General features: G+C 47.8%; 23 protein-coding genes. 15 read left to right on the top strand and 8 right to left on the bottom strand.

Annotated elements, in window-relative coordinates; genetic code table 11:
* Window positions 1-459: 459 nt before the first annotated feature.
* Entirely contained in the window at window positions 460-891 is a 432-nt protein-coding gene (fur, locus tag HRU42_RS11465) for a ferric iron uptake transcriptional regulator (protein ID WP_295031248.1), read from the bottom strand.
* Between the two features lie 294 nt (window positions 892-1,185).
* Here fur and cobB point away from each other — a divergent pair, with 294 nt between their 5' ends.
* Complete coding sequence (gene cobB / locus HRU42_RS11460) at window positions 1,186-1,914, top strand: Sir2 family NAD+-dependent deacetylase (protein ID WP_295031246.1); 729 nt, start codon at window positions 1,186-1,188, stop codon at window positions 1,912-1,914.
* A gap of 4 nt (window positions 1,915-1,918) precedes the next feature.
* Complete coding sequence (locus HRU42_RS11455) at window positions 1,919-2,410, top strand: AAA family ATPase (RefSeq protein ID WP_295031245.1); 492 nt, start codon at window positions 1,919-1,921, stop codon at window positions 2,408-2,410.
* A 584-nt stretch (window positions 2,411-2,994) separates the two neighbouring features.
* Here the strand turns inward: HRU42_RS11455 and HRU42_RS11450 are convergent.
* From HRU42_RS11450 to eco, 6 genes are all read right to left on the bottom strand, one after another.
* Window positions 2,995-3,288, bottom strand: a complete 294-nt coding sequence (locus HRU42_RS11450; RefSeq protein ID WP_295031244.1) for a S24 family peptidase — start codon at window positions 3,286-3,288, stop codon at window positions 2,995-2,997.
* Window positions 3,289-3,313: 25 nt separating this feature from the next.
* A complete protein-coding gene (sodN, locus tag HRU42_RS11445) occupies window positions 3,314-3,814 on the bottom strand; it encodes a superoxide dismutase, Ni (RefSeq protein WP_295031241.1) in 501 nt (166 codons plus the stop codon).
* Window positions 3,815-3,823: 9 nt separating this feature from the next.
* The gene (locus HRU42_RS11440) at window positions 3,824-4,030 is read right to left on the bottom strand and encodes a hypothetical protein (protein WP_295031240.1); all 207 of its coding nucleotides are present in this window, start codon (window positions 4,028-4,030) and stop codon (window positions 3,824-3,826) included.
* Window positions 4,031-4,089: 59 nt separating this feature from the next.
* Entirely contained in the window at window positions 4,090-4,494 is a 405-nt protein-coding gene (locus HRU42_RS11435) for a hypothetical protein (RefSeq protein WP_295031238.1), read from the bottom strand.
* Between the two features lie 260 nt (window positions 4,495-4,754).
* A complete protein-coding gene (locus HRU42_RS11430) occupies window positions 4,755-5,705 on the bottom strand; it encodes a DMT family transporter (RefSeq protein ID WP_295031236.1) in 951 nt (316 codons plus the stop codon).
* Window positions 5,706-5,758: 53 nt separating this feature from the next.
* The gene (gene eco / locus HRU42_RS11425; RefSeq protein WP_295031235.1) at window positions 5,759-6,364 is read right to left on the bottom strand and encodes a serine protease inhibitor ecotin; all 606 of its coding nucleotides are present in this window, start codon (window positions 6,362-6,364) and stop codon (window positions 5,759-5,761) included.
* Between the two features lie 272 nt (window positions 6,365-6,636).
* On the opposite strand from eco, the gene HRU42_RS11420 reads away from it, so the two are divergent.
* From HRU42_RS11420 to HRU42_RS11405, 4 genes are all read left to right on the top strand, one after another.
* The gene (locus HRU42_RS11420) at window positions 6,637-8,841 is read left to right on the top strand and encodes a molybdopterin oxidoreductase family protein (RefSeq protein ID WP_295031233.1); all 2,205 of its coding nucleotides are present in this window, start codon (window positions 6,637-6,639) and stop codon (window positions 8,839-8,841) included.
* Window positions 8,842-8,897: 56 nt separating this feature from the next.
* Window positions 8,898-10,985: a DmsC/YnfH family molybdoenzyme membrane anchor subunit gene (locus HRU42_RS11415; protein WP_295031232.1), complete on the top strand. Its 2,088-nt coding sequence runs from the start codon at window positions 8,898-8,900 to the stop codon at window positions 10,983-10,985.
* A gap of 119 nt (window positions 10,986-11,104) precedes the next feature.
* Window positions 11,105-11,542, top strand: coding sequence for a hypothetical protein (locus HRU42_RS11410; RefSeq protein WP_295031230.1), 438 nt, complete (start codon window positions 11,105-11,107; stop codon window positions 11,540-11,542).
* Between the two features lie 1,021 nt (window positions 11,543-12,563).
* Window positions 12,564-14,888, top strand: coding sequence for a M4 family metallopeptidase (locus HRU42_RS11405; protein ID WP_295031228.1), 2,325 nt, complete (start codon window positions 12,564-12,566; stop codon window positions 14,886-14,888).
* A gap of 150 nt (window positions 14,889-15,038) precedes the next feature.
* On the opposite strand, the gene bioA is transcribed toward HRU42_RS11405, so the two are convergent.
* On the bottom strand, window positions 15,039-16,358 hold the full coding sequence (gene bioA, locus HRU42_RS11400; protein ID WP_295031278.1) for an adenosylmethionine--8-amino-7-oxononanoate transaminase: 1,320 nt from the start codon (window positions 16,356-16,358) through the stop codon (window positions 15,039-15,041).
* Window positions 16,359-16,546: 188 nt separating this feature from the next.
* Between bioA and bioB the strand changes: the two genes are divergently transcribed.
* The 9 genes from bioB to HRU42_RS11355 form a co-directional block, all read left to right on the top strand.
* Window positions 16,547-17,611 carry a biotin synthase BioB gene (gene bioB / locus HRU42_RS11395; protein ID WP_295031227.1) on the top strand — a complete coding sequence of 355 codons (1,065 nt, stop codon included), beginning with the start codon at window positions 16,547-16,549 and terminating at the stop codon, window positions 17,609-17,611.
* Window positions 17,612-17,654: 43 nt separating this feature from the next.
* A complete protein-coding gene (locus HRU42_RS11390; protein ID WP_295031225.1) occupies window positions 17,655-18,803 on the top strand; it encodes an 8-amino-7-oxononanoate synthase in 1,149 nt (382 codons plus the stop codon).
* Between the two features lie 32 nt (window positions 18,804-18,835).
* The gene (locus HRU42_RS11385; protein WP_295031224.1) at window positions 18,836-19,645 is read left to right on the top strand and encodes a methyltransferase domain-containing protein; all 810 of its coding nucleotides are present in this window, start codon (window positions 18,836-18,838) and stop codon (window positions 19,643-19,645) included.
* Window positions 19,642-20,337, top strand: coding sequence for a dethiobiotin synthase (gene bioD, locus HRU42_RS11380; protein ID WP_295031223.1), 696 nt, complete (start codon window positions 19,642-19,644; stop codon window positions 20,335-20,337). Before HRU42_RS11385 ends, bioD begins: the two co-directional genes overlap by 4 nt.
* A 619-nt stretch (window positions 20,338-20,956) precedes the next feature.
* The gene (gene htpX, locus HRU42_RS11375; RefSeq protein WP_295031222.1) at window positions 20,957-21,817 is read left to right on the top strand and encodes a protease HtpX; all 861 of its coding nucleotides are present in this window, start codon (window positions 20,957-20,959) and stop codon (window positions 21,815-21,817) included.
* Between the two features lie 523 nt (window positions 21,818-22,340).
* Complete coding sequence (locus tag HRU42_RS11370) at window positions 22,341-22,688, top strand: cytochrome c3 family protein (protein WP_295031220.1); 348 nt, start codon at window positions 22,341-22,343, stop codon at window positions 22,686-22,688.
* A gap of 230 nt (window positions 22,689-22,918) precedes the next feature.
* The gene (locus HRU42_RS11365; protein WP_295031218.1) at window positions 22,919-23,791 is read left to right on the top strand and encodes an MYG1 family protein; all 873 of its coding nucleotides are present in this window, start codon (window positions 22,919-22,921) and stop codon (window positions 23,789-23,791) included.
* Between the two features lie 436 nt (window positions 23,792-24,227).
* The gene (gene cobA / locus HRU42_RS11360) at window positions 24,228-25,097 is read left to right on the top strand and encodes a uroporphyrinogen-III C-methyltransferase (protein ID WP_295031216.1); all 870 of its coding nucleotides are present in this window, start codon (window positions 24,228-24,230) and stop codon (window positions 25,095-25,097) included.
* A gap of 112 nt (window positions 25,098-25,209) precedes the next feature.
* A partial coding sequence (locus HRU42_RS11355) for a glycosyl transferase (RefSeq protein WP_295031214.1) occupies window positions 25,210-26,079 on the top strand: 870 nt, incomplete at its 3' end.

Below are 26,079 nucleotides of genomic sequence, written 5' to 3'. Positions count from 1 at the left end.
CACATTGCCGATAACAATTTAATGCTTGTCATTCTCGCAAAGCTTGTGGGCGTGGAACCAGCGGCTTTGGCTAGCCTTCGAATGAAGGCTGATCACATTTTCTGGTTTAGCTTTTGGCTGACTTGGTATTGGGAGATTTTTTAAAGTCATACTTTCATTGTAATTTATAGCCCGCAGCGGTGCCGTGCAGGGGCTTATATGTTCCCGGCATCATAATGTCATTCCCATCTGATCCACAAGGACGTGGGAATGCCTGAGTGACCTCTGGAATATCGAAGGTTCTGAATATTTTCTACTTGCGAGCTAGGGGGGGAGGGAGCCATTGGTTATGGCTTCACATATTTAGTGAGTATGGACACCGAAACGAGAGCATGTTTTTATCCACAATGGTTTAAATTACCACAGGCACAAAAAAACCAGCTCGAGGGCTGGTTCTTTTAGGACGTCACTTAATGAGTATTAAGCGTCGTTGTGCTCACACTCATCATTGGTACAGACACCGTAGAGGTATAGGCTGTGGTTAGTGAGCTTGATGTTGTGCTTCATGGCGATCTCAAGTTGGCGAGCCTCGATCATATCATCTGAAAACTCGATGACCTTGTTGCATGATAAGCAAACTAGGTGATCGTGATGAAGCTTGGTCGCCAATTCGAATACTGCCTTGCCGCTCTCGAAGTGATGACGGGTAACGATACCTGCATCATCGAATTGGTTGAGTACGCGGTACACGGTGGCAAGACCGATCTCTTCACCTAACGCGAGTAATCTTTTATACAGATCTTCAGCACTGATGTGTTGATTTTCGGGTCCTTGCATCAGTTCTAGAATCTTGACTCGTGGTAAGGTAACTTTCAAACCCGCTTTTTTTAGCGCCTGATTTCCATCTGTCATTACTAATCTCTTGATTGCAGAACCATCAGTTTAACTATCGGTTCAATAGTGGATATTAATATCTATTATAGAGGTAAAATTCAAAACTTAAACCTCTGAGGGTCTTTATCTCACCTTTATCAAGGCAAATACAATAAATCGCTATTAATCAGAGATAAAGCATGAGATTTAAGCTTACATTTTGTATTGTTATTATTGCATTTATACTAATGCATAATATCCTGTGTTAGATATTTGAGTCAGGCTTGTCAGGTTTTAATTAATAAGAATAAAAACAGTATGGAAGGAATGCAAATGTATCGGCAGATAGTGATTTTAACTGGCGCTGGAATTTCAGCAGAATCAGGCCTAAGAACGTTCAGAGATCAAGATGGCCTATGGGAAGAACATAAAATTGAAGATGTTGCGACGCCGGAAGGTTATGCGCGAGATCCCGAGCTTGTGGATCGATTCTACAATACTCGTTGGAGCCAGCTGCATAGCGGAGATGTTGAGCCCAATGCAGGCCATACTGCCTTAGCGCGCCTCGAGAAAGAGTTTGATGGAGAGCTATTGGTCGTCACTCAAAATATCGATGATCTACACGAGCGAGCCGGATCGCACCGATTATTACATATGCACGGCGAGCTAGCGAAAGGACGTTGTCCGCGTTCTCGTCAGACATTTTTACTCAAAGAACCATTTGGACCAGAGCATACTTGTACTTGCTGTATTCCGGCTCAGAGACTGAGGCCCCATATAGTTTGGTTCGGTGAGATGCCCATAGGCTTAGACCGAATTCAACATGCTTTAGATACGTGTGATCTGTTTATCGCCATAGGAACCTCGGGCACCGTTTATCCGGCCGCAGGTTTTGTCGATACTGCCAATCACCATGGCGCTCAAACCGTCGAAGTTAACCTGGTCGAAGCGGATCGTCATAGTCAATTTCAATATCATCTGCAGGGTAAGGCCAGTGAAGTCTTGCCTAAGATGGTTGAGCGCATCTTATCCGGCGCGATTATCAATGATGAGGGCTTGTAAGGTTATGCTGGGAAATGTGACACCGCCGCAGCCTAAACAGGCATCCAGAGTCGAAAAGTTAGCGATAATCATGCGCGGTCTGCCTGGCAGCGGTAAGTCTCGTTGGGTCGATGAGTTTATTGCCGGTCAAACACTCGACGTCGCCATGAACATTCGGCGTAAGGGGTATTTTTCGACGGATAGTCTGTTCTATCAGGGGGATGAGTACAGGTTCGATGTTAAACGATTGGCCGAGTTTCATCAAGGCAACTTAACCGGCTTTATTCATGCGCTATCGGTATCTCAGCCTGTAGTGATTTGTGATAACACTAATATAGCGTATTGGGAATTTATGGCTTATGAAGCTGCGGCGAAGGCCTTAGGCTACCAGGTTCGCATCGTGTTAATTGGTGAACCTCAAGACTCTGCTCATCAGCTCGTGTGCGCCCAGCGCAATAACCATGGCGTGCCGTTAGCCCAGATACAGAGAATGGCCAAACAGTTCGATGAGTGTTAATTGCTAGCGAGGGGCAAGCAGCGCTAATTTGGTTTTTATGGAGTATTTATGGCCTATAAAGCTGCAATAGGCGAGTTTAAATGGATTTGGGACGGGAGCTAGCCATGTCTGTGCTTGTCATCGCGATAATGTCCTGGGCCCAGAACATGCCTGGAATGGACACACTTTCTCGTTGGGAGGGGATTTTGCGCAGAGCTGTTAGCTTTCTTTGTCAGTCCTATACTGTGACTCTTTTATTCTAGTCAATGTCAGACGGTATGTTGCGAACGCAAATGGGTTAAAATTTCCTGCTCCAGACTGATTATTAATCGGCGGGTGTTTTCATTGCTTAAGTTTAATGCCACCCAGCCATCTGTGCCCATAAATTCGATAGCTGATATTTCCAGTGTCTGAGTCCTGTAGCCGCTCAGTCTGAAAATGCCTCTCGATGTGTGTATTCTGCTGATATGAAATGCTGTCATGGCTTAACGCTAACAAATAGCATCTTAGGTTACAATTGATGATTCGAGATAAACGTGATTAGTTGTCAGTATCTTTGAATGACAAATATCAGCAGATTAATCGTGAGGCAGTCAGTGAGCATCTCAGGCCGGTATGATCAGTGTGACCTTGCCTATGACTCTGCCACTCCTTATGGGGCCCATCTCTTGGCTGGATATACTGGCCTCGTTCTCGCCTTTGAACCAGAGGTTACCCGCACTGTCTATCTTAATCAGGGTCTTGATCAGCTCACCGAGTCTGGGATGATCGAACAGGTATATTGAACCTAAGGTTAAACGAGTCTGATAAAAGGCGCTCATGCACAGAACGAAACTGCCGGCTGGAATACGTGGCTGCATACTGACTCCGGCAATTCGGTAGAGATTGATCCCAAACATGAGCACTCCTATAAGAGTTATTTAGCTATTTTAGTTGCGGGTAAATCAAGATTTCGGCTGGCGGATAAGGGCAGGTGGCCTGATAAGTCTTAACCCCCTTGGTCTCCCAGAATATTCCGGCGAAGCGATTGACCTTGTCCAGCAGAAGCAGAGTGACATCACGATCGATATGCTGCTTGGCTTTCGATGCCGCCAGCATGATGGCGTGACTCAGCTCATGGAGCTCTGGGAATTGGTCCAACTGAGGCTGCTTGATGTAGTCGCCCCAGATAATAGTGATCTCCTCTTTTACCTTGTGGCCATGGACTTCCTTTTCGGCCACTAAGCGGCCGAACTGGGCCTGTTCATTGGGCGTGAGAGACGACTTAGCATTGAGTTCTTCGAGTAAGTCGACCATGCGGATCATGGTCAATACTGCCAGCTGAGCCGTGATAGGGTCGTAAATCTTGCACGGGATATCACAGTGGGCAGAGGCTCGCTTAAAAGGCGCTTTACTGTCGAGTTTATTTAATAAATTATAAAACATGTTGGCCTCTTATTTGCTTTTTGATTGAGTCGCGACTTTCTTTCGACGGTACAGAGTGATGGCGAGTCCCAGGGCTGCCACGGCGGGTAATATCCACAGCAGGTGGACCATAGACGATGACCAATGTGCATGATCATGTCCCGGATGTGCCAAGGCCGTTGGGGCGATAAGCAGGGTGGTTATAAATGTGAGTGTAGCTGAAAATCTTTGCTTCATGGGTCTTGACCTTAACGATTAAGTGGGTATCTGATGTCTAGCTTGAGACAGGGTTATTACTAGTGGATGACCTGAGTCAAAGCATTCATATCGACACATTTAGCGCCCTGTAATTGGCTCTTTTGGAATAGGTATAACTCTTTGCAGCTAAGCTTCAATCCATGCAGGATGGCGGCATAGATGGGCTTGTTATCTGCTTGAGTGATGAGTCGATTTCTTAATTGGTGATAAGGGATCATGATATTACTGAGTTGAGCGGCGGATTTTCCCTGTCTGCCGTAGAGCTCTGACAGGTTATGGTAACTGGCTAACCAGGCCATCATGACCTGTTCATCGTTGGCATATTCGGCATAGAGGTGATTAATCCTCGACACGGCGACCAAATATTGATGTTCGGCATCTTGCCAATTACCCGCCTGAAAAGCTTGGTTTGCCTCACAAATCAGCTGTTTCCATGTATCCATACCCGCTCCTTCAATATCCATAATTCATAAACGCAAATAAGAATCAATATCATTATGCTCGTGGGAAGGGATTTGTAAAGGGCGCTATCATAGATAAATCTAACATTTACATTTGTTGCACTGTGATGGGAAGGCAGGGGCTGGGGCTGAGAAATTAGAGGCCGAGGAAATCTGTATGTTGAGCCTGAGGAAGCTTGGTCTGGGTTCAGCCGCCCGCTTGAGGCTGATGCTTAATGGCTTTCGCTATCTGGAGTATGGCGCTAACCGCGGCTGTCAATAACATATTTTCCTACTATCAGGAATAAGATCCCGCCTAAGATCATCATTGATGCGAGTATCAGGCGCATGGACATGGATTCACCGGCAAAAATGATGCCGCCGACAGCCGCGATAACAGGCACCACCAGTTGAACCACTGCCGCCTGTATCGCGCTCAGACCAGTCAGTGCGATATACCAGATGGTGTAGCCGATCCCCGAGGCGAGCCCGCCGGACACTATGGCTAATGCCAGACCGGTATTTGATAGTTGAGCATCTTGAAATGTGAACAGGATTAAGAGGATAACGAACGGTAAGGTACGCAGAAAATTATAGCTGGTATCTCGAAGTGCGCTGGTAGAGCCTCGCCCCATCAGGGTGTAACCTGCCCAGGCAATACCAGATATTGTCATCAGGATAAAACCTGACAGTGAAGGTGTCGCGAGTGTCGGCATCACCAGATAGATGAATCCGCAAAAAGCCATTACCAGTCCGCTCCACTCGGTATAGTGGAGCTTTTTACCGCCGATCAGGCTGGCTATCACCATGGTGAGTTGCACCGAGGCAAACAAGATGAGGGCGCCCATGCCGGTGGCCAATGATACATAGGCGAAGGAAAAGGTTATCGCGTAGATAAATAACAATATAGCGGCTCGCCAACTGCCTCTTGCCTTCGATTGACTCACAGCGTCGGCCGCAGATGTCCCTTGCAGGTTATCTGGTCCATCTTGGTTTACACCCTTACCTTCAGCCCGGCTAAAGCGATATGCTAAGCCTGAGCGTGTGAAGGCTAAGATGATGATTAATACTAGAATCCCAGACAGCAGCCGCACCGAAGTAAAGCTCGCCGCATCTATGGTGTTATCGCCTAATGCCAGACGACACAGGACTGAGTTAGCCGCGAACGCTGTCAGGGCCAGAATCGTGTAGAGGCTGATGTTAAGTCTGCTCAAGCGTTATCGATTCCTTGTTGAGTCAAATGCGTGTCGTGGGTCCTTGCGGATAATTACTCACTCATTAGTTTTGAGGTGCTGAACTGGCTCTCAACTGTCCAGACTCGATATCTTAGTTCGCTACCTTGGGGTAGATAAAACACCTTATCCAGACGACTGTCATACTTGATTTTAAGCTCAGCTCTGATGGGCACAAAAGCCTCTTTTTCGGCTGGCTTGAAACACGCCATCATAGTCGTTGGCCCCTGAGTGATCGAATCAACTTGATAATAGTTATATCCCCACCCTTGAACCGAATGTTGTTGCAAGTCACCCATTAGGCTGCCGCCATTACAGTCCACCATCTTAGTTTGGCCTATCTGTATTTCGACCATGTAGTTCGACTCATCATCTAGCTTAGGCAGAGTGAGTATGTGTTGCACCATGCCTGTTTCTGGTGCGGGAAACATCCTGGTTGCGTCTTGAACTTGGTGATCCGCTGCAGAGAAGGCTTGGGAGGTGATGATATTTTGGTTGTGACCACTCTGGTTAAGATCCGTGGGGTGAGCCGGGATGCTGGCCGATGCATTAAAAGATAATAGTGACACGGCTAAGATGCTGCCTGCTGAAAATGTGATGGTCAATGCTTTCTTAGCGGCGTTAAGTGGCGATGAATTCATAAAATCTCCAAAAATAAAAAGATGTTGCTGTGCTCGTTCCCCTTATAAACGACTGGAAGATGAAAAGGGGTTAAATATTTTAAGTTTTTTTAAAACCTGAAGTGCACCACTTTAAAGCGAAAGCACCGAGAATGTACATTTATCTACACTGGCTGCTTGATATCTTATTGATTTCACTTATTTAATATTTTGGCATGAGGACTGCATTGTGATGAATATTGCTGAGATAAAGCAAAAACAAAATAGAATCTATTCAATGTGGGGCGAATTTTATGCTGTTTGGTCGTAAAAAAAGAAAGCCTATCGTGATACCCAGCAAAAAAGTTGCACAGTGGAAGTACACCACCTGTAATTACTGCTCTACGGGCTGCTCTATCGAAATTGGCTTAAACGAGCAGAACAAGATTGTTACCACCCGAGGCCACGCTGGCGCCGATGTGAATCGGGGTAAACTCTGTATCAAGGGGATCTTAGAGCACGAGTTGTTCGAGAGTCCAGGCAGGGGAACTGAGCCTCTCATCAGAGACAAGCATTTCGAAGACTTTGAGCCTACCTCCTGGGATCACGCCTTAGATACCACGGCCACTAAGATCAAAGACATTCAAGCCAAGTATGGCCGTGATTCTTTTGCCATCGTCTCTTCCGGTCAGTTGTTAACCGAAGAGTTCTATACCTTAGGCAAGCTTGCCCGCGGCGTAATAGGCACCAACAACTACGACGGTAACACCACCTTGTGTATGGCGTCTGCGGTCAGCGGCTATAAGCGCTCCTTCGGCGCCGACGGTCCACCGGGCTGTTACGATGATTTCGAGCATACCCACTGCCTGATGGCTTTTGGCTCCAACCTTCCCGAACAGCATCCCATCATCTACTGGCGTCTGAAAGAGGCGCTAGAGAAGCGCCACTTCCCCCTGATCGTGGTGGATCCAAGAGTGACCATGCTGGCGCAATTTGCCGATATTCACCTGCCGATCACCCCAGGCACAGATTGTGTGCTGATCAACGCCATGCTGCACGTGATCATCAATGAAGGGCTGCAAGATCAGGCCTATATCGACGCACACACCCAGGGCTTCGACGCCGTCAAGGCGCTGGTGCAGGACTATGATCCTAAGCAGGCACAACACATCTGCGGCATAGACGAAGATACCATACGCAATGTGGCGAGGATCTATGCTAAGGCCCCAGCCGCCATGAGCATCTGGACCATGGGAATTAACCAATCTACTCACGGCTCGGATGGCGTCGCCAACATCAATAACCTTAATATGATAACCGGCAATATCGGTAAGCCAGGTGGCACCAGCTTATCGATAACCGGTCAGTGTAATGCCATGGGCACCCGGGAGTGGTCATCTTGCTCGGGATTACCTGGATACCGTTACCTTGAAAATGAAGCCGACAGAAACGAGATAGCCGATTTTTGGGGCATAGATCCTGAGTTCTTTCCTAAGCAGCGCGGCCTGGCCGAGACCGATATCTTTCCCGCCATCGAGACCGGGGAGATAAGAGGCCTGTGGATCGTGGCAACCAATCCCATGACCTCAATGCCCAACACGGCGCGGATCCGCAAGGCGCTGGAGAAGCTGGACTTTCTGGTTATCCAAGACGTCTATAGGGACGTTGAGACTAATCAGTATTCTCATGTGTACCTGCCGGCATCGGTCTGGGCCGAAAAAGAGGGCACCCACACTAACACTGAGCGTAGGGTCAACCTGATCTGTAATGTGTTACCGCCCTTTAAGAATTCGAAGCCAGATTTTTGGATCTTCAATCAGCTGGCCAAGCGTTTCGATAATGGCCAACTGATCCATTTTCCCGAGACGCCGGAAGGGGCGTTCGAGGAGATGAAGTCCCTGTCTAAGGGCACGTTGTCCCATGGCGGTGCGCGTCACTTAGATATTTCAGGCATGAGCTATCAGAAAATCGAGGCGGCCAGAGGCATTCAGTGGCCATTTAGAGAAAATGATGCAGGTCTCAAAGGCGCAGCCCGGCTCTACAGCGATGGCCTGTTTCCGACACCCAGTGGTAAGGCAAATCTGCTGCCCATTAATTTTTATAACAACAACGAGCAGCCCTGTGACGAGTATCCCTTCTGGCTCAACAGCGGCAGGGTGGTGGAGCATTTTCATACTCGCACCCGCACGGGCAAGATAGGCAACTGCAACAAGTTCAGCCCAACGCCATACATGGAGATGAACCCAGATGCGGCTAGAGCGCTTGGGGTCCAGCACCAGAGCTATGTGCGCCTCACGAGTCGTCGCGGCGATGCCGTGGTGATGGTGCAGCTGACCCACAGGGTGCCCCGTAACATGGTGTTTATCCCGTTTCATTACCACGACTGTGTCAACCGTCTCACCTTAGGCTTACTCGATCCCTATTCACGTCAGCCGGCATTTAAGCAATGCAGCACGCGAATAGAGCCGATCGATCAAGATGAAGCTGCGCGGATCAACGTCGAGCGTCGTGCGTTCTAGGGTGACGGATAATTTTGCGAATTTAACGCCTGAGATTTAAGGCTGGAGACGAGATAATGACATCACAGATAACTGCAAGCAGCACATTGGCCAGGGGCAATGATAAGGCGGGAGTAGGGCTATTTACCCCTGAGCCCCGCGCAAGCGTAAAGGTGGCACCAGCGAACGCTTTGCCTAAGAAAGGCGAAGAGCAGCTGGGGCGCTCAAATCATTGGCAAGTGCGCACCGAGGAGCAGGCCTACGCCTATCTGCCCAAGACCGACAGCGAGATAGAGAACCGCTACGGCAAGCGTATCGATTTGGTGGAGTTGACCGACAATCCGGTGGGCCGTTCGATGTTTATCAACGACAACCCTGCCGTCGGCACCAATCCGGATCGTAACAAGCAGCATGGTTTCTTCTTTACCGCAGACAATTGTATCGGTTGTCATGCCTGTGAGTCGGCCTGCGCCGAGAAGAATGACACCCCAGCCCATCTGGCGTTTCGTTCGGTCGGCTATGTGGAAGGGGGCTCATATCCGGATTATAAGCGGATGAACATCTCCATGGCCTGTAATCACTGTGACGATCCAGTCTGTCTCAAGGGCTGTCCGACCCGGGCTTATACCAAGCATGCCGAGTATGGGGCCGTGTTGCAGGACCCTGAGACCTGTTTTGGCTGTGGCTACTGCACCTGGGTCTGTCCCTACAATGCGCCTCAGTTGGATCCGATCAAGGGCACCGTGTCCAAGTGCAACATGTGCGTCGATAGGTTGGAAGTGGGCCTCAAGCCTGCGTGCGTGTCAGCCTGTGTGGGTAATGCCCTGGATTTCGGTGTGATTGAGAATACTCCTCAGAATCGTGAGCAATGTAAGACCAGCATTCCCGGCTTCCCGTCACCGGAAATTACGCGGCCCAACATACGTTTCCAGCAGACCAAGTCGATGCCCCAGGAGATGACACGACCCGACTCCATGCCAATAAAATATCATAAGGGAAGTGATGGTCAATATAAGCCTATTCTTGATAAGAAGGGGGACCAAAAAGTGGGCAAGCAGCAACACTGGAACCTGGCCAGGCTCAACAGCCGGGAGAATCCTCTGGTGCTGTTCACCCTATTTGCTCAGGCTGCCCTGGGTACCTTCATGGTTCCCTTCCTTGCGGCTTTGGCCGGGATCGAGATATTCGAGCTATTTATGGCCTCAGACATGATGTTAGTGCTGGTGGTTACATCGCTGTTTATGACCTCTTTTGGCCTGTTTATGAGTGTGACTCATCTGGGTAAACCTTTTCGATTCTATCGTGGCTTCAACAACCTGCGATATTCACCCATGAGCCGTGAAGGATTAGGCCTGGCCCTGTTCAGCGCCGGACTCGGCCTGATGGCCGTGTGCCTGCTAGCCACCAATACCTGGTTTAGTGAGCTGCTGGTAGCGGGCTTCGGCATCGAACTCTCCGGACTTACTAGCGCCTTGCCCTTGGTTAACCTAACTCTGGGGGCGGGCATTTTTGCGGCAATTTCCGGCGCCGCGGGTTTGTATTACATGAACCAGTGTTATCAGATCAAGGCGCGTCCGTTCTGGAATCATTGGCAGACGGTGACCAGTTTTGTGGGCAACAGCGTGTCCTTGGGAACCATGGTGAGCGGCGTGATGATATTGAGCACACTCGCCGTGTTGTCCCAGCCGCTCTTACCCGCCTTACAGCTACTGGGAGGCGTCTGGTTAGTCGGTGTGGGGCTCGAAGCCATAGGTCTGATAGGTCACAACCGGGATCTCAATGCCAGTGAGAATGAGGGCGGTGCGGCGCACTATATTCAGTGCACCACCTTTGGCAAGACCTATAAGCTACGTAACCTGATGTTGGCCTTGAATATCTTTGCCGGCCTGACATTACTGGCCCTAGGTGAACTTGGCTTACTCAATACCCAAGGGCTAGCCTCAGAGTCTGTAGCTATTAGCGTGTGGGCATTCGTTGCCTGGTCTGTTATCGCCCTGATTAATTGTATCAGTGCCGTCATAGGCCGCGCCTTGTTTTATAATCTGGTGATCCCGACCACCATGCCAGGTGCTTTCTTCTGGAAGAACAAGGGGTTCGAGCAACATGCCAGAGACATAGGTTTGGCGGACAATCCGGCCTGTGGGGTGGCGCCGCAGGCCCATTAACCTAGCTTATGGATAAATGCTTATTGCCCAATTGATAAGGCAAGATAACAAGAGCCAGAACAATAACTATAACTATAACTATAACCATGATAAGAACAACCAGTAGACACGAGGTGAGTATGCTGACATTGGAAACGACCATAGAGAAGACCTGCTTGATTGGACTGACCTACTTTACCGCCGAAGGGGAGATGCTTAAGCAATCTCTGTTGGCGGGCAAGGTGATCTCCTGTGATGCAGAAAAAGGTATAGGCATAGCCCTGTTCGAAAAGGAGAGCTCGGGGCTGGCAAGCAAGCTGTTCCTTATCCCTACAGATCTGTCACCTTGGTTTACCGCCCCCAAGGGAAAGTTTCACACCAGTGTCGAGGGCGTCACTGTGACCGATCCAAATTATCTGATCACCTGGGATATTTATCAGAGCCGCTCCTATAAGCAAGAACCAAATGAGGGAGAGGCTACTAAGCCGTTAGCGGATAAGCAATCAGGCAAGCAAGGGGACGAGCAGATGCAGTGGTGGGAATGGCAACCCAGGACGGAGCAACCTAAGGTCGGATAATTAAGTGATTGAGTTTATTATCTCAGCTAATGTGTAGTGCTGAAGGCAAAAGTACATAGCGAGGATTTAGCTGGATATAAATATGGAAGCGCTAGCCGAAGTCCTGGGTTATTCGCAGGGAAGCCATCAGACGAGACAACACATAAGACAAGCCATTGGCGATGCAGATGCTTAATGGCTAGCGACTGCTGGTATTTCCTTCTCACATCTATTGTTTCTCTAAGTTTGAAAGTTTATATCATTATAACGAGTGCCTATATATTGTACTCATGGTAATACTAAACTAATTTCTGGTTTTAGTTTTTTGACTGTATGGTTTTACAATATTTTGGAAGTCATTATGGGTTTGTTCGTGTGTTTTAATGTCCTTACAGGCTAATTTTTTAAACAATTGGAATAAGTGAAAACTCAATAAATATTTATCTGAAACTCTCAATAGATGCCTGATTGATTCTTAATGTATCGAATTGAGATTAGAAGTTAGACATGACAACATCAAGTTCAGCGAGAACCTAATTTCTGTCTATTCCATGAGTGTGGCCAAAGTGTAGAGCTTACAGATATAAAATTCGGTGCAGATGACATGGAATAACTCGGATTTTAAAATGTTGAACTGACCGTGACTCATGTGGCCCAGGCGTAATGTTCTAAAAAATTTCCCGCCTATAATTAAGCTAGTATTTTAACAACGAACAGCCCATTTTTTATAGTCGGTGGAAAATTCAATTACGCGTAATAATTAGCGTCCATTCTTAAATAATGATTTAATTAATTATTTAAATTTACTAAAAGATAGTTCTTTCTTCCGATTGCGTGCGCATTTTTAGCTCTATAGCATGACGGATAACGATTTGTTGATTTCATGTGCCGCCTTACTGCGTGAATATTTAAAACCCTGGGTATTAACCAGGGTATTATTAATTCAGTGCTGACTCACATGAATATCATCGGGTTGAAAATGAATTGGGTTGCTGTCTATACAGGGGTCCTAATTTTTAATTAGTCAATGGGTCAAGAAATAATGCAAAACAATAAAATGTCTTTAGTCTTTCTCGCAGTGTCGGCGTCTTTGACGAGCTCTGCATTTGCAGCTAATAAAGTTGACGTGTCTCACCTGATAAATATGACGTCCAGTAATAACATTCAGAATGTTATTACTGCCGAGAGAGGCAGCGAATTTAGAGTGTCTAAAGAGATATCCCTGGGCAAGTCAGGTACTAAACAACGTCTGCAGCAATATTTTTATGGTGTACCTGTATTCGGCTATTCCGTCAGCGCCTCTAAATCTAATATGGGTTTTTATTCTCAGCTACAAGGTTCGGTTCTGGCAAATATAGCTAAGCCTAAAGGTTTTGTTAAAGCGAAAATAACCGCGGAGCACGCACTTGAAATATCGATGCGGTCGGTGTCGAAAAAGAGCATAAAATCAGATGTTAACAACCCTAAATCTGACATCTGGATTTATCCTACTGCCTCGGGTGAGCCTAGACTGGTATATATCACCTCCTATGTGGTTTATGGCACGAGTCCCAGCCGCCCATTTACCATTGTAGATGCACAAACTGGCCTGGTCATAGAGCGTTGGGAAGGGCTTAATCATGCACAGATAGGGACAGGCCCAGGCGGTAACGAGAAGACCGGCCAATATGAGTATGGGACCGATTATGGTTTCCTGGATGTGATCGAATCCGGTGATGATTGCACCATGAATTCGGCTAACGTGACTACGGTTAACCTGAATCACGGCAGTAGCGGCCACACGGCATTTAGCTATCTTTGCCCTCGCAATACAGTGAAACAGATCAACGGTGCTTATTCTCCCCTCAATGATGCTCACTATTTCGGTAACGTCATCTATAACATGTATAGCGACTGGTATAACACTGCGCCATTGAGTTTTAAATTAACCATGCGAGTGCATTACGGCACCGAATATGAGAATGCCTTCTGGGATGGCTCGGCGATGACCTTCGGTGACGGCAAAGACTACTTCTATCCTATGGTGAGTTTGGATGTCTCGGCTCACGAGGTCAGTCATGGATTCACCGAGCAAAATTCAGGTCTGGTGTATGCTAATCGTTCGGGAGGCATGAATGAAGCCTTCTCTGATATGGCCGGTGAAGCGGCCGAGTTTTATATGCTCGGCAGTAATGACTGGCTAGTAGGGGCCGGCATCTTCAAGGGAGAGGGGGCATTAAGATATATGGCCGACCCGACTCAAGACGGTAGCTCAATCGGTAATGCGGCCGATTATTATGCGGGTATCGATGTTCACCATAGCTCAGGTGTATTTAATAAAGCCTTCTATACCTTAGCCAATACATCAGGCTGGGACACGCGCCGCGCATTTGAGGTGATGTTGGTCGCCAATCAGGTTTATTGGACCGCCAATAGCCAGTTTTGGGATGGGGCATGTGGTGTCAAGAGCGCGGCTGCCGATCTTGGTTATAGTCAAGAAGACGTACTGGCTGCGTTTACGGCCGTGGGCGTCGAGGCATGTGTTGAGCCGGGCCCTGAGCCAGAGCCAACGGCTGAAATATTAACCAATGGCACCTCGGTACAGGTGGCAGGAACCACAGGAAATAAATCCTATTACACCCTGGACGTCGGTGCTCAGGCCACAGATTTGAGTTTCGCCATCACAGGCGGCACAGGAGATGCGGATCTCTTTGTGAAGTTCGGTGAGGTACCATCAGCGGATAACTATGATTGTCGTCCTTATGAGTCGGGAAATGAGGAGACATGTTCAATCGATTCACCCCAAGAGGGCACATATTGGGTTATGTTGCATGCATGGGAAGCATTTGATGGCGTGAGCCTGACGGGCAGTTACCAAGGCGGCGACTTGCCTAATGAGGCGCCAGTTGCCACATTTGAGGCAAGTTTTGCTATGGGTAATGGGGCATTTACCAGTACCAGTACCGATAGTGATGGTGAAATCTCGGATTGGAGTTGGAGTTTTGGCGATGGCGCATCGGCCAATGGAGAGTACGTGACTCACAGTTATGCTGAGTCGGCTAGTTATGATGTTAGCCTAACCGTCACCGACGATGATGGTGCCTCAACGACAGTGACTCAGACACATGAGGTTGATGTGTCTGATGTCGCCATCGACTTGAGCGTGACACGAGCCAAGATATCGCGTCGTGGCACAGTCCGTGTGACGCTGGACTGGAGTGGCGACCTTGCTCGATTTTACACGGTTTATCGTGACGGTACTCAGGTAGGAACATCCAGGAACACGCATTTTACCGACAGGTTCTATGGTGACGTCGGCAGCAGCTATACCTTTAAGGTCTGCCTATCTGAAACTGCATGTTCAAATGAGGCCGTGGTGAGTTTTTAAATTAATCACTGCCGTCATTTATACCGATTGATTTTAATCGTAAAACCACCCTTATCCAGGGTGGTTTTTTCTTGCAGTTATTAAAGCTTGAATGATACGAAATTGGCATCAAGATAATACCGATCGGTTTAAGACCATAACTCGATAACATTAGCCATTACTGATAAAACCTTCATGCTTGTAGGGTAAAATTGTGCCAGCGACTCGTTTCATCGCCGAGGTGAGCTTAGTCAACTGCTCCGGTGTGATCACATAAGGGGGCATGATGTAGATGAGATTCGAAAAAGGCCTGATCCAGACTCCGAGTTCGACAAACTCTTGCTGCAGCTCTGCAGTATTGACGGTCGACTTCATCTCTATAACCCCTATGCCGCCCAGTACCCGCACATCTTTCACCTGGGGATAATCGATGGCTTCTGCCAGTTCAGTTTTCAGTTGAGCTTCTATGCTGGCGATTTGTCCTTGCCACTGGTTAGTAGCCAATAAATCTAAGCTGGCACAGGCGGCGGAGCAGGCTAACGGGTTCCCCATAAAGGTGGGGCCATGCATAAAGACGCCGGCAGGGGAGTCGCTGATCCCTTGTGCGACTTCATCGCTGCATAAGGTGACAGCGAGAGAGATATAGCCGCCGGTGAGCGCCTTGCCTAAACAGAGGATATCGGCCTCGACTGTGTGTCCATTGATTCTGGCATGCTCATAGGCAAACATCTTGCCGGTACGGCCAAAGCCCGTGGCTATCTCATCGAGGATCAGTAGTACCTTAAATTCATCACAAAGCTGACGCAAACCAACCAGATAATCCGGGTGGTAGAAACGCATGCCGCCGGCGCCTTGGAGAATAGGCTCTATGATCACAGCGGCAATGTCAGCGTGCATAGCCTCAAGTTTGGCCCGCATCTCGCCCAGTTCGCTGGGATTAAAACTGGCGCCAAAACTGGCCTGTGGTGCGCTGACAAATTCGTGCTGAGTGACTGAGTCGCCGAACATGGTATGCATGCCGCCCTCGGGATCACATATGCTCATGGCGGCGAAGGTATCGCCGTGATAGCCGCACTTAACCGTGAGAATGCGCTGTTTGTTTGGCTGATTTTTGCCTTGCCAATATTGCAGTGCCATCTTAAGCGCCACTTCGACGGCAATAGAGCCCGAATCAGCCAGAAACACCTTAGTCAGGTTCTCGCTGGTCATGGCGAGCAGTTTTTTTGACAGTTCGATGGCGGGTTGATGGGTGATGCCACCAAACATCACATGGCTGAGTTTGCTTAGCTGTGTCTGCATCGCGTCGACGATGGCGGGGTGACTGTAACCATGAACACAGGCCCACCAGGAACTGGTGCCATCGATCAGCTGACGGCCATCATCTAAGGTGAGTAGGCACTCTTTTGCCGATACGACACCGAACGCCGGCAGGGCGTTGTTCATTGAGGTATAAGGGTGCCAGATGTGCTGCTTATCAAATTCAAGGTCCATGCTGGACGTTGGACGCTTAGATGTAGGAAGGGTCGTTGCTGAGATACTAGGACTGATATCAGAATTGCTTTTGTTCATATATTGACCGTTAGTAAACCTGTTTGACTGGTTGGCGTTGACAGATTACGACCTGCAGGTATCCTAGGCAAGATAAAAACAAATTATATTGAGCAAAAAGGGAAAGTTAAATGTCGGATATACAGCTACGTTATGATTGGCAACGTGATGAAATAACAGAACTTTATGATTTGCCTATGAATGACCTCCTGTTTAAGGCGCATTCATTACACCGCCAGGTATTCGATCCAAACGAAGTGCAGATCAGCCGACTATTGTCGATTAAAACCGGCGCTTGTCCCGAAGATTGTAAATATTGCCCCCAGAGTGCCCGTTACGACACGGGTCTGGAGAAAGAGCGACTCATCGAGATTGATAAGGTGTTGACCGAGGCTCGCAGTGCTAAAGCTGCCGGTGCTTCACGTTTCTGTATGGGCGCCGCCTGGCGTAATCCGCACCCGAGAGACATGCCTTATTTGAAAGATATGGTCAGCGAAGTCAAAGGCATGGGTATGGAGACCTGCATGACCTTAGGCATGCTTTCTCCGGAGCAAGCCGGCGAGCTGGCAGAGGCGGGACTGGATTACTATAACCATAATTTAGACACCTCTCCCGAGTACTACGGTGACATCATTACTACGCGAACGTATCAGGACAGACTCGATACCCTGTCTAATGTGCGCGCGGCCGGCATGAAAGTTTGTTCCGGCGGCATCGTTGGCATGGGCGAACAGGCAAGCGATCGTACCGGTTTATTGCAGCAGCTAGCGAACATGGAGCAGCATCCTGATTCTGTGCCTATTAATATGCTGGTTAAAGTCGCCGGCACGCCGTTCGAGAATATCGACGATCTCGATCCCTTAATATTTGTTCGTACGATTGCCGTGGCGCGGATCTTAATGCCTTATTCCAGAGTTCGCTTGTCGGCAGGGCGTGAGAAGATGTCTGATGAGATGCAGGCCATGTGTTTCTTCGCCGGGGCTAACTCTATCTTCTACGGTTGTAAGCTATTAACCACCAACAACCCGGAAGAAAACGAAGATATGACTCTGTTTAAGCGTCTAGGTTTACATCCTGAGCAGGGCAAGTATGCCACGATCGAAGATGATGAGGCCGTGTTTGTTAAGGCGACGGCTAAGGCGAATGCCATCAGAGATAAAAAGAGTGCCGCCTTCTACGATGCAGCGGCCCTATAAATTTGATGAGTGTGCTAAATTGGCTCTCGAGTGAGCAAGGGCGATGAGTACTTCACTGCTTGATAAGATTGAAAAGGCTCAGGCCCAGCTTGCCAGTCAAGGCTTGCTGCGGCGCAGGCATGCTATTTCAGCAAGCTTACCCAGTGACGGCGCGTTATCGTTCACGTTAGAGGGTAAGCATTACCTGAATTTTAGCAGTAATGACTATCTTGGCTTATCTCGCTCATCTCAGTTAATCGATGCCATGTGCGATGGTGCCAAACGTTACGGCGCTGGCAGCGGATCTTCACCTTTAGTGACAGGTTACAGCGAGGCACATTTAGCATTGGAGCAGAGGCTGTGCAAGATCACCGGCCATCAGGCGGCCTTGTTATTTTGCTCTGGTTTCAGTGCCAATACGGCCTTGATGAAGACCCTGTTCGACTCAAGCGATACCGTGATGGCAGATAAGCTGATGCATGCCTCAGTCATCGATGGCTTAAGAGATAGCCAGGCTCAGTTGAAGCGATTCTTACATAACGATATCGCCAGCGCCGAGCGCATAATGAAGCTGCGAGTTCCCACCGCCTTAGTAACCGAAAGTATTTTTAGCATGGACGGTGATATAGCACCGCTCTCATCCCTGTCTCGACTCTGTAAACAGAATAATGTCTGTCTGATAGTCGATGATGCCCATGGTTTTGGGGTGCAGATGCCGCCGTTAGTCGATGCCAAGATTGCCGATATTCAGGTGGTGACCTTCGGTAAGGCTTTGGGCTGTCAAGGCGCGGCCATCTTAGCCAGTCAGCAGGTGATCGATTTTCTGGTCGCTAATGCCAGAGAGTATATCTACTCGACTGCCATTTCTCCCGTGAATGCCAGCGTCGCGCTGGCCGCGGTGGATTTGATTGATACAGATAGCTCACTGGCTCGAAGACTCAGTGATAACATTGGTTATTTTAGGCTGCAATGTGAACGGGTCGACATCAAGTTGACCGATTCTTGCACTGCAATTCAGCCCTTGGTACTGGGTGATGTTGATACCACCTTGCTCGTTGCCGACAAGCTTAAGCAGTTAGGGCTCTGGGTGGGGGCTATTCGTCCTCCAACAGTGCCTAAAGGCTCAGCGCGACTACGAATGACTATCACTGCTATGCATACTCGTGATGATATCGATAGATTAGTGGATGGACTGAGCACCAGCTTAGGGTAATTTTAAATAGTGATAGCAAGGAGCCCGAAGACGTGAATCAAAGGGTAGCACAAAGCGTTAATGATCAAACCGTTGCTCAGCGATTTTCCGCTGCGGCAAAGCATTACCATGAACATGACAGAGTGCAGAAACTCTCCAGCATGCAGCTTTTTGACGCCATGACTCCCCAAGGGGTCATGCTGGACATAGGTTCGGGGCCGGGGACTGATTTCAGTCAGTTTTCATCGGTCAACCAGGTGATAGCATTAGATATCGCTCAAGGTATGCTCGAGCAGGTTAAGCTGGATTTCCCCGATTATCAGACGATTTGCGCCAATGCCGAATCCATTCCTCTGCCTGATAACTCGATTGACAGTGCCTATTCTAATCTCGCGCTGCAGTGGTGCGGCGACCTTTCAACCAGTTTCAATGAGACGGGTCGGGTGCTTAAAGCCGGGGGGGAATATCATCTGGCAATTGTTGCCCAAGACAGCTTAGCTGAGCTGGCAGAATTAGGTTTTAGGGTGAATGCATTTCGGTCGCTGGAGGAGATCCTGAGTCATTTCGATAGGGAACAGTGGCAGATTATTGCTGCTGAGACGACGGCGGTTAGCGTCTATTTTGCCGATTTGAAATCCTTACTCTATTCCATTAAGGGCGTCGGCGCCTCTATTCATGGCGATGACAATGACAATGGGAGTATTAAGGCCAAGCCAAGCCAGGAAATCCGTGGCAGAGGCGATTGGCAAAAGTTATTGGCGATAGCAGAGTTGAGCCGAACTGCGCAAGGCCTGCCGCTGACTTATCAGATTGCTACTATTTCTGTAAAAGCTCAGCAACACAATCAAGAGATTTACCTATGAAGTATTTCGTCACCGGAACTGACACAGATAGCGGTAAGACCTTAGTGACTTCGGCGCTCTTGTATAAAATGAGCCAAAGCCAAGCCTATGGCCGTACCTTAGGCCTTAAACCTGTCGCCTCGGGTTGTGAGCCGACGGAGAAGGGCTTGAGAAACAGTGATGCGCTGGCACTCATAGAAGAGTCCAGTATCAAGTTGGATTATGAGCGGGTAAATCCTATCTCATTCTTGCCCGCGATTGCGCCGCATATTGCAGCGTCACAGACAGGAGTGGACATCAGCCCAGCTGCGATACTGGCCCCAATACAGCAAAGTATCGTTGCAGCAGAGCTACATGATAATGATGTGTGCCTTATCGAAGGGGCGGGGGGCTGGCGTCTGCCTTTAGGGCAGGGTCACTTTCTCTCTGAGGTGGTGCAGGCCTTAGATGTGCCGGTAATTTTGGTCGTGGGAGTGAAACTAGGCTGTTTAAATCATGCTGTGCTCACATATGAAGCCATCATAGCCGATGGATTAACCGTCGCCGGCTGGGTCGCTAATATCGTGGAGCCACAGACCCGCTGCCTGGATGAGAACCTGGCGAGCTTACACCAACTCATGCCTTCTTCATGTTTAGGCGTGGTGCCCTATCTCAGTGAAGCTACTGCGGCAGCGGCCGCTGAACATCTGAATCTGGCTGCCTTAGTTTCATAGACCGCTTAGCTTACCCTTATTTAAGGTCATCAGTGAAGGGCAGTTGCCGGTTAACTAACTTTATCGCTTATTGTCAGCTGTAGTTAAGATAGCAGTTAGGATTTAAGCTTTGCTTAATGTAAGCCTCCTAGACTGCTGCTCCCTATATAGATATACAATTCCGAGTAAGTATTTGATCATTCAGCGGGAGTTCAAAGCGCTGTAGGCAAGGCGAATGTTTGAAGCTAATAGTTATTCTCGGCAACAAGCTCCTGCATCCATGGAGTCGTATATCGAGAACATTCAACCTAGCATAAAGGGCTTTGCCCTTTTCTTTAAACATCGGCCGCATTGCGTGAGGCTCTCAGCGTTCCACTTCAGTGTTACATTGACTTAAAAGGGAATAACCATTTCCTCATCAATGCGCCTTGAATTGAAAAAGCTGAGAGTCTCTGAACTGACCAGATACTTATATGGAATGGTATGAGTATTTTGCGAGTTTAAAGTGATCCCGAATTGAATTGAATTTGTTTAGATGTACATTTTTTTACTATTCTCCCCTTGAATTCTCGCCATTCGGACATATTATGTCTTTAGAACGCAACATCAGGTACTCAAGTACCCAACAGGAGCTTATTTTATGCGTATTTTTTTATTGATTGCGACCAACATGGCAATCTTACTGGTGGCCTCAATCGTGATGTCACTACTCGGTGTTAATACATCTACCATGGGCGGATTGCTCGTTTTCGCTGCTATTTTTGGTTTTGGTGGCGCCTTTCTCAGTCTCGCTATCTCTAAATGGATGGCCAAAAAGACCATGGGCTGTGAAGTCATCACCACTCCTCGTGATAATACCGAGCGTTGGTTAGTCGAGACTGTCGCTCGTCAGGCTAAGCAGGCCGGTATCAAGATGCCGGAAGTGGCTATCTATCAGTCTGAAGAGCTTAACGCTTTTGCGACGGGTCCCAGTAAAGATAAAGCCCTTATTGCTGTGAGTAGTGGTCTGCTATATGGCATGAATCAAGATGAAATTGAAGGTGTGCTTGCCCACGAAGTGAGTCATGTGGCAAACGGCGACATGGTCACACTGACTCTTATTCAAGGTGTGGTTAACACCTTCGTTATCTTCGCTGCCCGTGTCGTTGCTGGCATCATCAATAACTTCGTTTCCAGCAATGATGAAGAAGGCGAAGGCTTGGGCATGTTCGCTTACATGGGCGTGGTGTTTGTCCTAGACATGTTATTCGGTATTCTGGCCTCTATCATAGTGGCCTACTTCTCGCGTATTCGTGAGTTCAAGGCCGACCAAGGCGCGGCTAAACTTGCGGGTAAGGACAAGATGATTGCAGCTCTTGAGCGTCTGCGTCAAGGGCCTGCATCGGGTGCCATGCCTGCACAGATGTCTGCACTAGGGATCAATGGTAAGAAGTCTATGTCTGAATTCATGATGAGTCATCCGCCACTAGAGAAGCGTATCGCAGCTCTGCGTGCAAGCTAGTCACTAGTCAGAAATCGTTATAAACCAAACGGGAGCCTAGGCTCCCGTTTTTGTGACGGGAACGTTTATGCCAATTCTCCATTTCTATGTGGCTGTCACATTTAGCTAGATGTTAACTTTATTGTCATCGGAACATGGGAAATGCAATTCTCGCTAAAAATCTTATTCTAAGTAAATACTCGAATAATAATGAATATCATTAGCTTTAGTTTATGAGGTTTTATTGCGTAGTTATTCAGTCTTATTGCTGAATTTTAACTATTGTGAAACCTCAGTATTGATTTGCTTTCACATAATATTCATGTAGAGGCTTACTATATTGCTGAATTCAGTACATTATTAACAGAGTAATTTGATTAAGCGCACAGTTTCACACTCGCTTTGGCAATATACTAAGCCCAAGATAAGTTGCGTATTTGCAGTTCCTTAGCTATTTTATGCAATGTCGTGCTAAGACTGTTGAGAGCAAGATGGGGTTAACTCATAAAACGCCACTATGCTGTCATTATAAGAGGATATGATTGTGAGCAAAAAAATACTAAGTGCATTATTCGGTGCTGCTTTGGCAGCATTAGCTTTATCACCAGTAGCTATGGCTGAGCCACAAGAACTTGCAGAAATGCATGTAGAGATGGATGGATGTGAAGCCTGTCATGAAGATGGCGAGCCTTCTGCTGACGGCGCATTTGAGTTTGAACAGTGCCAGAGCTGTCACGGTACACTAGATGAGATGGATGCAGTACACCAACCACATGAAGGCAACTTGATGTGTGCCGATTGTCATGCTCCCCATGACATGAATGTCGGTGACACGCCAACATGTGATAGCTGCCACGATGATGGCCGCACTGCTGAGTCAGTTCTCAAATAAGAGCTGAAATAAGCGTTTAAATAAAGTATCTGGTTATCAGGTGCTTGAAAAATGGGAGCTTAGGCTCCCATTTTTACGTTTGGAGAATGGATGTCGTAATAACAACTGTGTCGTGCAAGATAACGATAATCAGCGGTTGTCGACAGGGTTAATATAGAATCCAGTCTATAATTTGTGGTAAGATCTTTTACCTGCCCCTTCTTAATTTCTTCCTAAAATGATAAAAACTGATGAATGATATAACGATAGTAACCCACGATGGTAATTTTCATGCCGATGATGTTTTCAGTATCGCAGCACTTAAGTGTGTTTTTCCGGCTTTTAATCTCGTACGGACACGTAATGCTGTCATTATTGCTAAAGCAGATGTCGTGCTTGATGTCGGTGGAGAGTATGATCCGGACGCAGGCCGCTTTGATCATCATCAGCGTGGTGGAGCAGGTGAGCGTGAAGATGGTATCCCGTATTCATCTTTTGGCTTAATTTGGAAAAAATATGGCTTAGAAATTTGTCAGGGTGATCAAGAGTTAGCGACATCAGTCGATGCGGGTTTAGTATCGACCATCGATGCTATTGATTGCGGCTATGTTACTGGTGTTGCTACAGGTATTAGTCTTAGTCACACTATTTCCATGTTTAACCCAACTTGGCAAGAAGAGGGTGACTTTGATGCTAGCTTTAACGAAGCGGTAGACTTTGCATCACGGGTTTTAACACGCTTTATTGCTTCGGCTAACGGTGGTATTAGCGCAAAAGCGATTGTGGCTAAAGCGATTGATGATGCTGAAGATCCAAGAGTGATTGTATTAGAAAAATATACACCTTGGAAAAGAACTGTTCATGCCTTATCTGAAGCGGCTTTATATGTTGTTTATCCATCTCAGTCAGGGCAATGGAGAGTTCAAACCGTACCAGCAGAACTTGGTTCATTCGAAGATAGAAAGTCGCTACCAAAAGCGTGGGCAGGATTAAACGGCGCAGCTCTTCAAAAAGCAACAGGCATAGATGATGCGATGTTTTGTCATAACGGTTTGTTTATTGCTGGTGCAGAATCGTTTGCAAGTACCATGAAGATGGCAAGCATTGCACTCGCGGAGCAGTAAATACGCAGCTACTAGAGTAAAAAATATTTGAGATTAGCCTTTATAAAATTAAGGGCTAACCTTTAAGATCATTAAATAAATCATTAAATAAATCACTAAATAAAAATCTTTTAGCCGCTGAACACACCTCTAGCATCAGTATAAATAGCGCAATACCCTTGGCTACTTTTGTCTTTGCTCTATAGCAAGCCATTGAGGTATAGCTGTGCCAATAAGCCGTAGTCACTACCCCATCCTCGACTCATCCTGCGTGTGATCCGTGAGCCCCATAGTGGTGCAACTTGTTACTGCTTCGACCTACTGATTGCACTCTCTTTGCTCATTTTATCAAAAAACAATACCAGCTAATTTTTTTATTGTTAATTATCAGTTGGTTGAATCTTGGCGCGTTGGTTGCAATCTTATATTTATCGCGAACATTAGTGGGTGATATGAGATGGAAAGTGCCGATATTATTGAATTGAAACATAGCAACAATGTAAACCTCGGGGATATCTCTGCCTCGCACAGAGTGGCTATCCTTGGTGCGGGTTGCGGTGATGTTGAGCTACTGACGCTGAAAGCTGCCCGTCTTATCTCCTCTGCGGACGCTTTGATCTATGACAGCTTGGTCTGTGAAGATATTCTTGAGCTGGCATCGAATGAGTGTGAGATGCACTTTGCCGGCAAGAGATGTGGCATGCCCAGTGCCAAGCAAGATGATATTAACCAGCTGCTGCTGGCGTGTGCGAAGCGGGGACTCAAGGTCGTACGATTAAAAGGCGGCGATCCCAATGTATTTGGTCGTGGTTGTGAAGAGGCCATGTATCTGGCTAAACATGGTATCAAGAGTCAATTTGTCCCCGGTATCACAGCCGCATTAGGCTGCGCCGCCAGTGCTGGGATCCCCCTGACTCACAGAGGAGTGGCACGATCAGTGACCTTAGTGACTGGCACTGTCATCGATGATTCTTCCCAGACTGGCGTCGCTTGGCAGGCGCTGCTAACTGCCCAGTCGACGCTAGTATTTTATATGGGTAAAGAGCAGGCGGCGGATATCGCCCTTGGTCTGTTAACGGCGGGGGCAAGTATCACACTGCCTATGGTGTTTATCAGTAACGGGGCTAGAGTCGAGCAAAAACTCAGCTTTGCAACCTTAGGGACCATGGCCGAAGTGGCCAGTCAGCTCCAAGTGTCGGGTCCGACCTTGATGATAGTGGGTGACGTGGTTGCTGTGGGACAAGCGCTTGCACAGCTAATCAATCAAGTTGAGTGCAGCAAAAATAATGTCATTTCCAGTGATAAAGATATGAGTGAATCTGCTTAGATTCTTCTGCCGATAAAACATGAGTTTGATTGTGATGAAGAAGACTAATGTTCATTAACAGTTGAGACAATGACTCTGTTTTAAATGAAAATAATAAGAGGCTGTGATATCTATGAAGCAAGCCTATCAAGCATTGATAAAAGCATTAGGGCGAGGTGAGAAAGGCTGCCGGGCTTTGACGCTCAGTGAGGCGCACTTTCTTATCAGAGGCTTCTCTGACGGCATTGGCACTCAGGTGCAGCTCGCTGCGGCGTTGATGTTGATGCGGGTCAGGGGAGAAACCGGTGAGGAAGTGGCTGGCGCGGCCTTAGGGATAAAATCAACCATGAGCGCCGAGTGGTCAAATCTCGATGTGAGCATCGACTGGCCTTGTTATGCTGGAAAACGTGAATTATTGCCCTGGCTATTGCTCGCCGCAAAAGTGCTGGCCAATCAAGGTGAACGTGTACTACTGCACGGAGATCCTAGATCGCTCAGTCACAGAAAGCATATTGCGGCTCATGTTGAGGGACTTAATATTCCTCGGGCGAGCAATCCAGAAGAGGCTCAGGCTGCATTAGATTCAGTGGGCATTTGTTATGTCGATGCCGATAGTTTCTCGCCCTTGGTCGCGCAATTTCGCGAATTACATCAAGAGTTAGGTTTAAGAAGTTTGTTCCAGATAGCCATTCGCTGCACAAATCCTGCTAATGCTCCTGTTAGCCTGCGCAGCTATTTTCATCCAGGTCTGGATAAGATGCATGTTAAGGTCGCTAAGCTGATGGCCCATGCGTGTTTAGATGCCAGCCTGCTGGATGGCTCTTTTAATGACAGTGTTGATAGCATAGCTGTCAATCCTGCCGAGCAAGCTTTTGCACTCGAAGCTAGAGTCGGCATTTTTAAAGGGGTTCAGGGAGAGACTGAAATTAATCCCAGGATCTCCACCGAGCTGACTATCGCATCACGGGATGACAGCCAAGTTATTCATCTTCCCACCCAGCTC

The sequence above is a fragment of the Shewanella sp. genome (assembly GCF_013214165.1).
GTDB lineage: Bacteria > Pseudomonadota > Gammaproteobacteria > Enterobacterales > Shewanellaceae > Shewanella.
This window is presented reverse-complemented; position numbering and strand designations above follow the sequence as displayed.

Bases quoted from the DNA above. Each gene is read 5' to 3' on its own strand.
- HRU42_RS11440 (WP_295031240.1), bottom strand. From the start codon at position 4,030: ATGAAGCAAAGATTTTCAGCTACACTCACATTTATAACCACCCTGCTT.
- bioB (WP_295031227.1), top strand. From the start codon at position 16,547: ATGTCGGATATACAGCTACGTTATGATTGGCAACGTGATGAAATAACA.
- HRU42_RS11405 (WP_295031228.1), top strand. From the start codon at position 12,564: ATGCAAAACAATAAAATGTCTTTAGTCTTTCTCGCAGTGTCGGCGTCT.
- eco (WP_295031235.1), bottom strand. From the start codon at position 6,364: ATGAATTCATCGCCACTTAACGCCGCTAAGAAAGCATTGACCATCACA.
- HRU42_RS11415 (WP_295031232.1), top strand. From the start codon at position 8,898: ATGACATCACAGATAACTGCAAGCAGCACATTGGCCAGGGGCAATGAT.
- htpX (WP_295031222.1), top strand. From the start codon at position 20,957: ATGCGTATTTTTTTATTGATTGCGACCAACATGGCAATCTTACTGGTG.
- HRU42_RS11365 (WP_295031218.1), top strand. From the start codon at position 22,919: ATGAATGATATAACGATAGTAACCCACGATGGTAATTTTCATGCCGAT.
- HRU42_RS11455 (WP_295031245.1), top strand. From the start codon at position 1,919: ATGCTGGGAAATGTGACACCGCCGCAGCCTAAACAGGCATCCAGAGTC.
- cobA (WP_295031216.1), top strand. From the start codon at position 24,228: ATGGAAAGTGCCGATATTATTGAATTGAAACATAGCAACAATGTAAAC.
- HRU42_RS11435 (WP_295031238.1), bottom strand. From the start codon at position 4,494: ATGGATACATGGAAACAGCTGATTTGTGAGGCAAACCAAGCTTTTCAG.
- HRU42_RS11410 (WP_295031230.1), top strand. From the start codon at position 11,105: ATGCTGACATTGGAAACGACCATAGAGAAGACCTGCTTGATTGGACTG.
- HRU42_RS11420 (WP_295031233.1), top strand. From the start codon at position 6,637: ATGCTGTTTGGTCGTAAAAAAAGAAAGCCTATCGTGATACCCAGCAAA.
- sodN (WP_295031241.1), bottom strand. From the start codon at position 3,814: ATGTTTTATAATTTATTAAATAAACTCGACAGTAAAGCGCCTTTTAAG.
- fur (WP_295031248.1), bottom strand. From the start codon at position 891: ATGACAGATGGAAATCAGGCGCTAAAAAAAGCGGGTTTGAAAGTTACC.
- bioD (WP_295031223.1), top strand. From the start codon at position 19,642: ATGAAGTATTTCGTCACCGGAACTGACACAGATAGCGGTAAGACCTTA.
- HRU42_RS11390 (WP_295031225.1), top strand. From the start codon at position 17,655: ATGAGTACTTCACTGCTTGATAAGATTGAAAAGGCTCAGGCCCAGCTT.
- bioA (WP_295031278.1), bottom strand. From the start codon at position 16,358: ATGGACCTTGAATTTGATAAGCAGCACATCTGGCACCCTTATACCTCA.
- HRU42_RS11450 (WP_295031244.1), bottom strand. From the start codon at position 3,288: ATGTTTGGGATCAATCTCTACCGAATTGCCGGAGTCAGTATGCAGCCA.
- cobB (WP_295031246.1), top strand. From the start codon at position 1,186: ATGTATCGGCAGATAGTGATTTTAACTGGCGCTGGAATTTCAGCAGAA.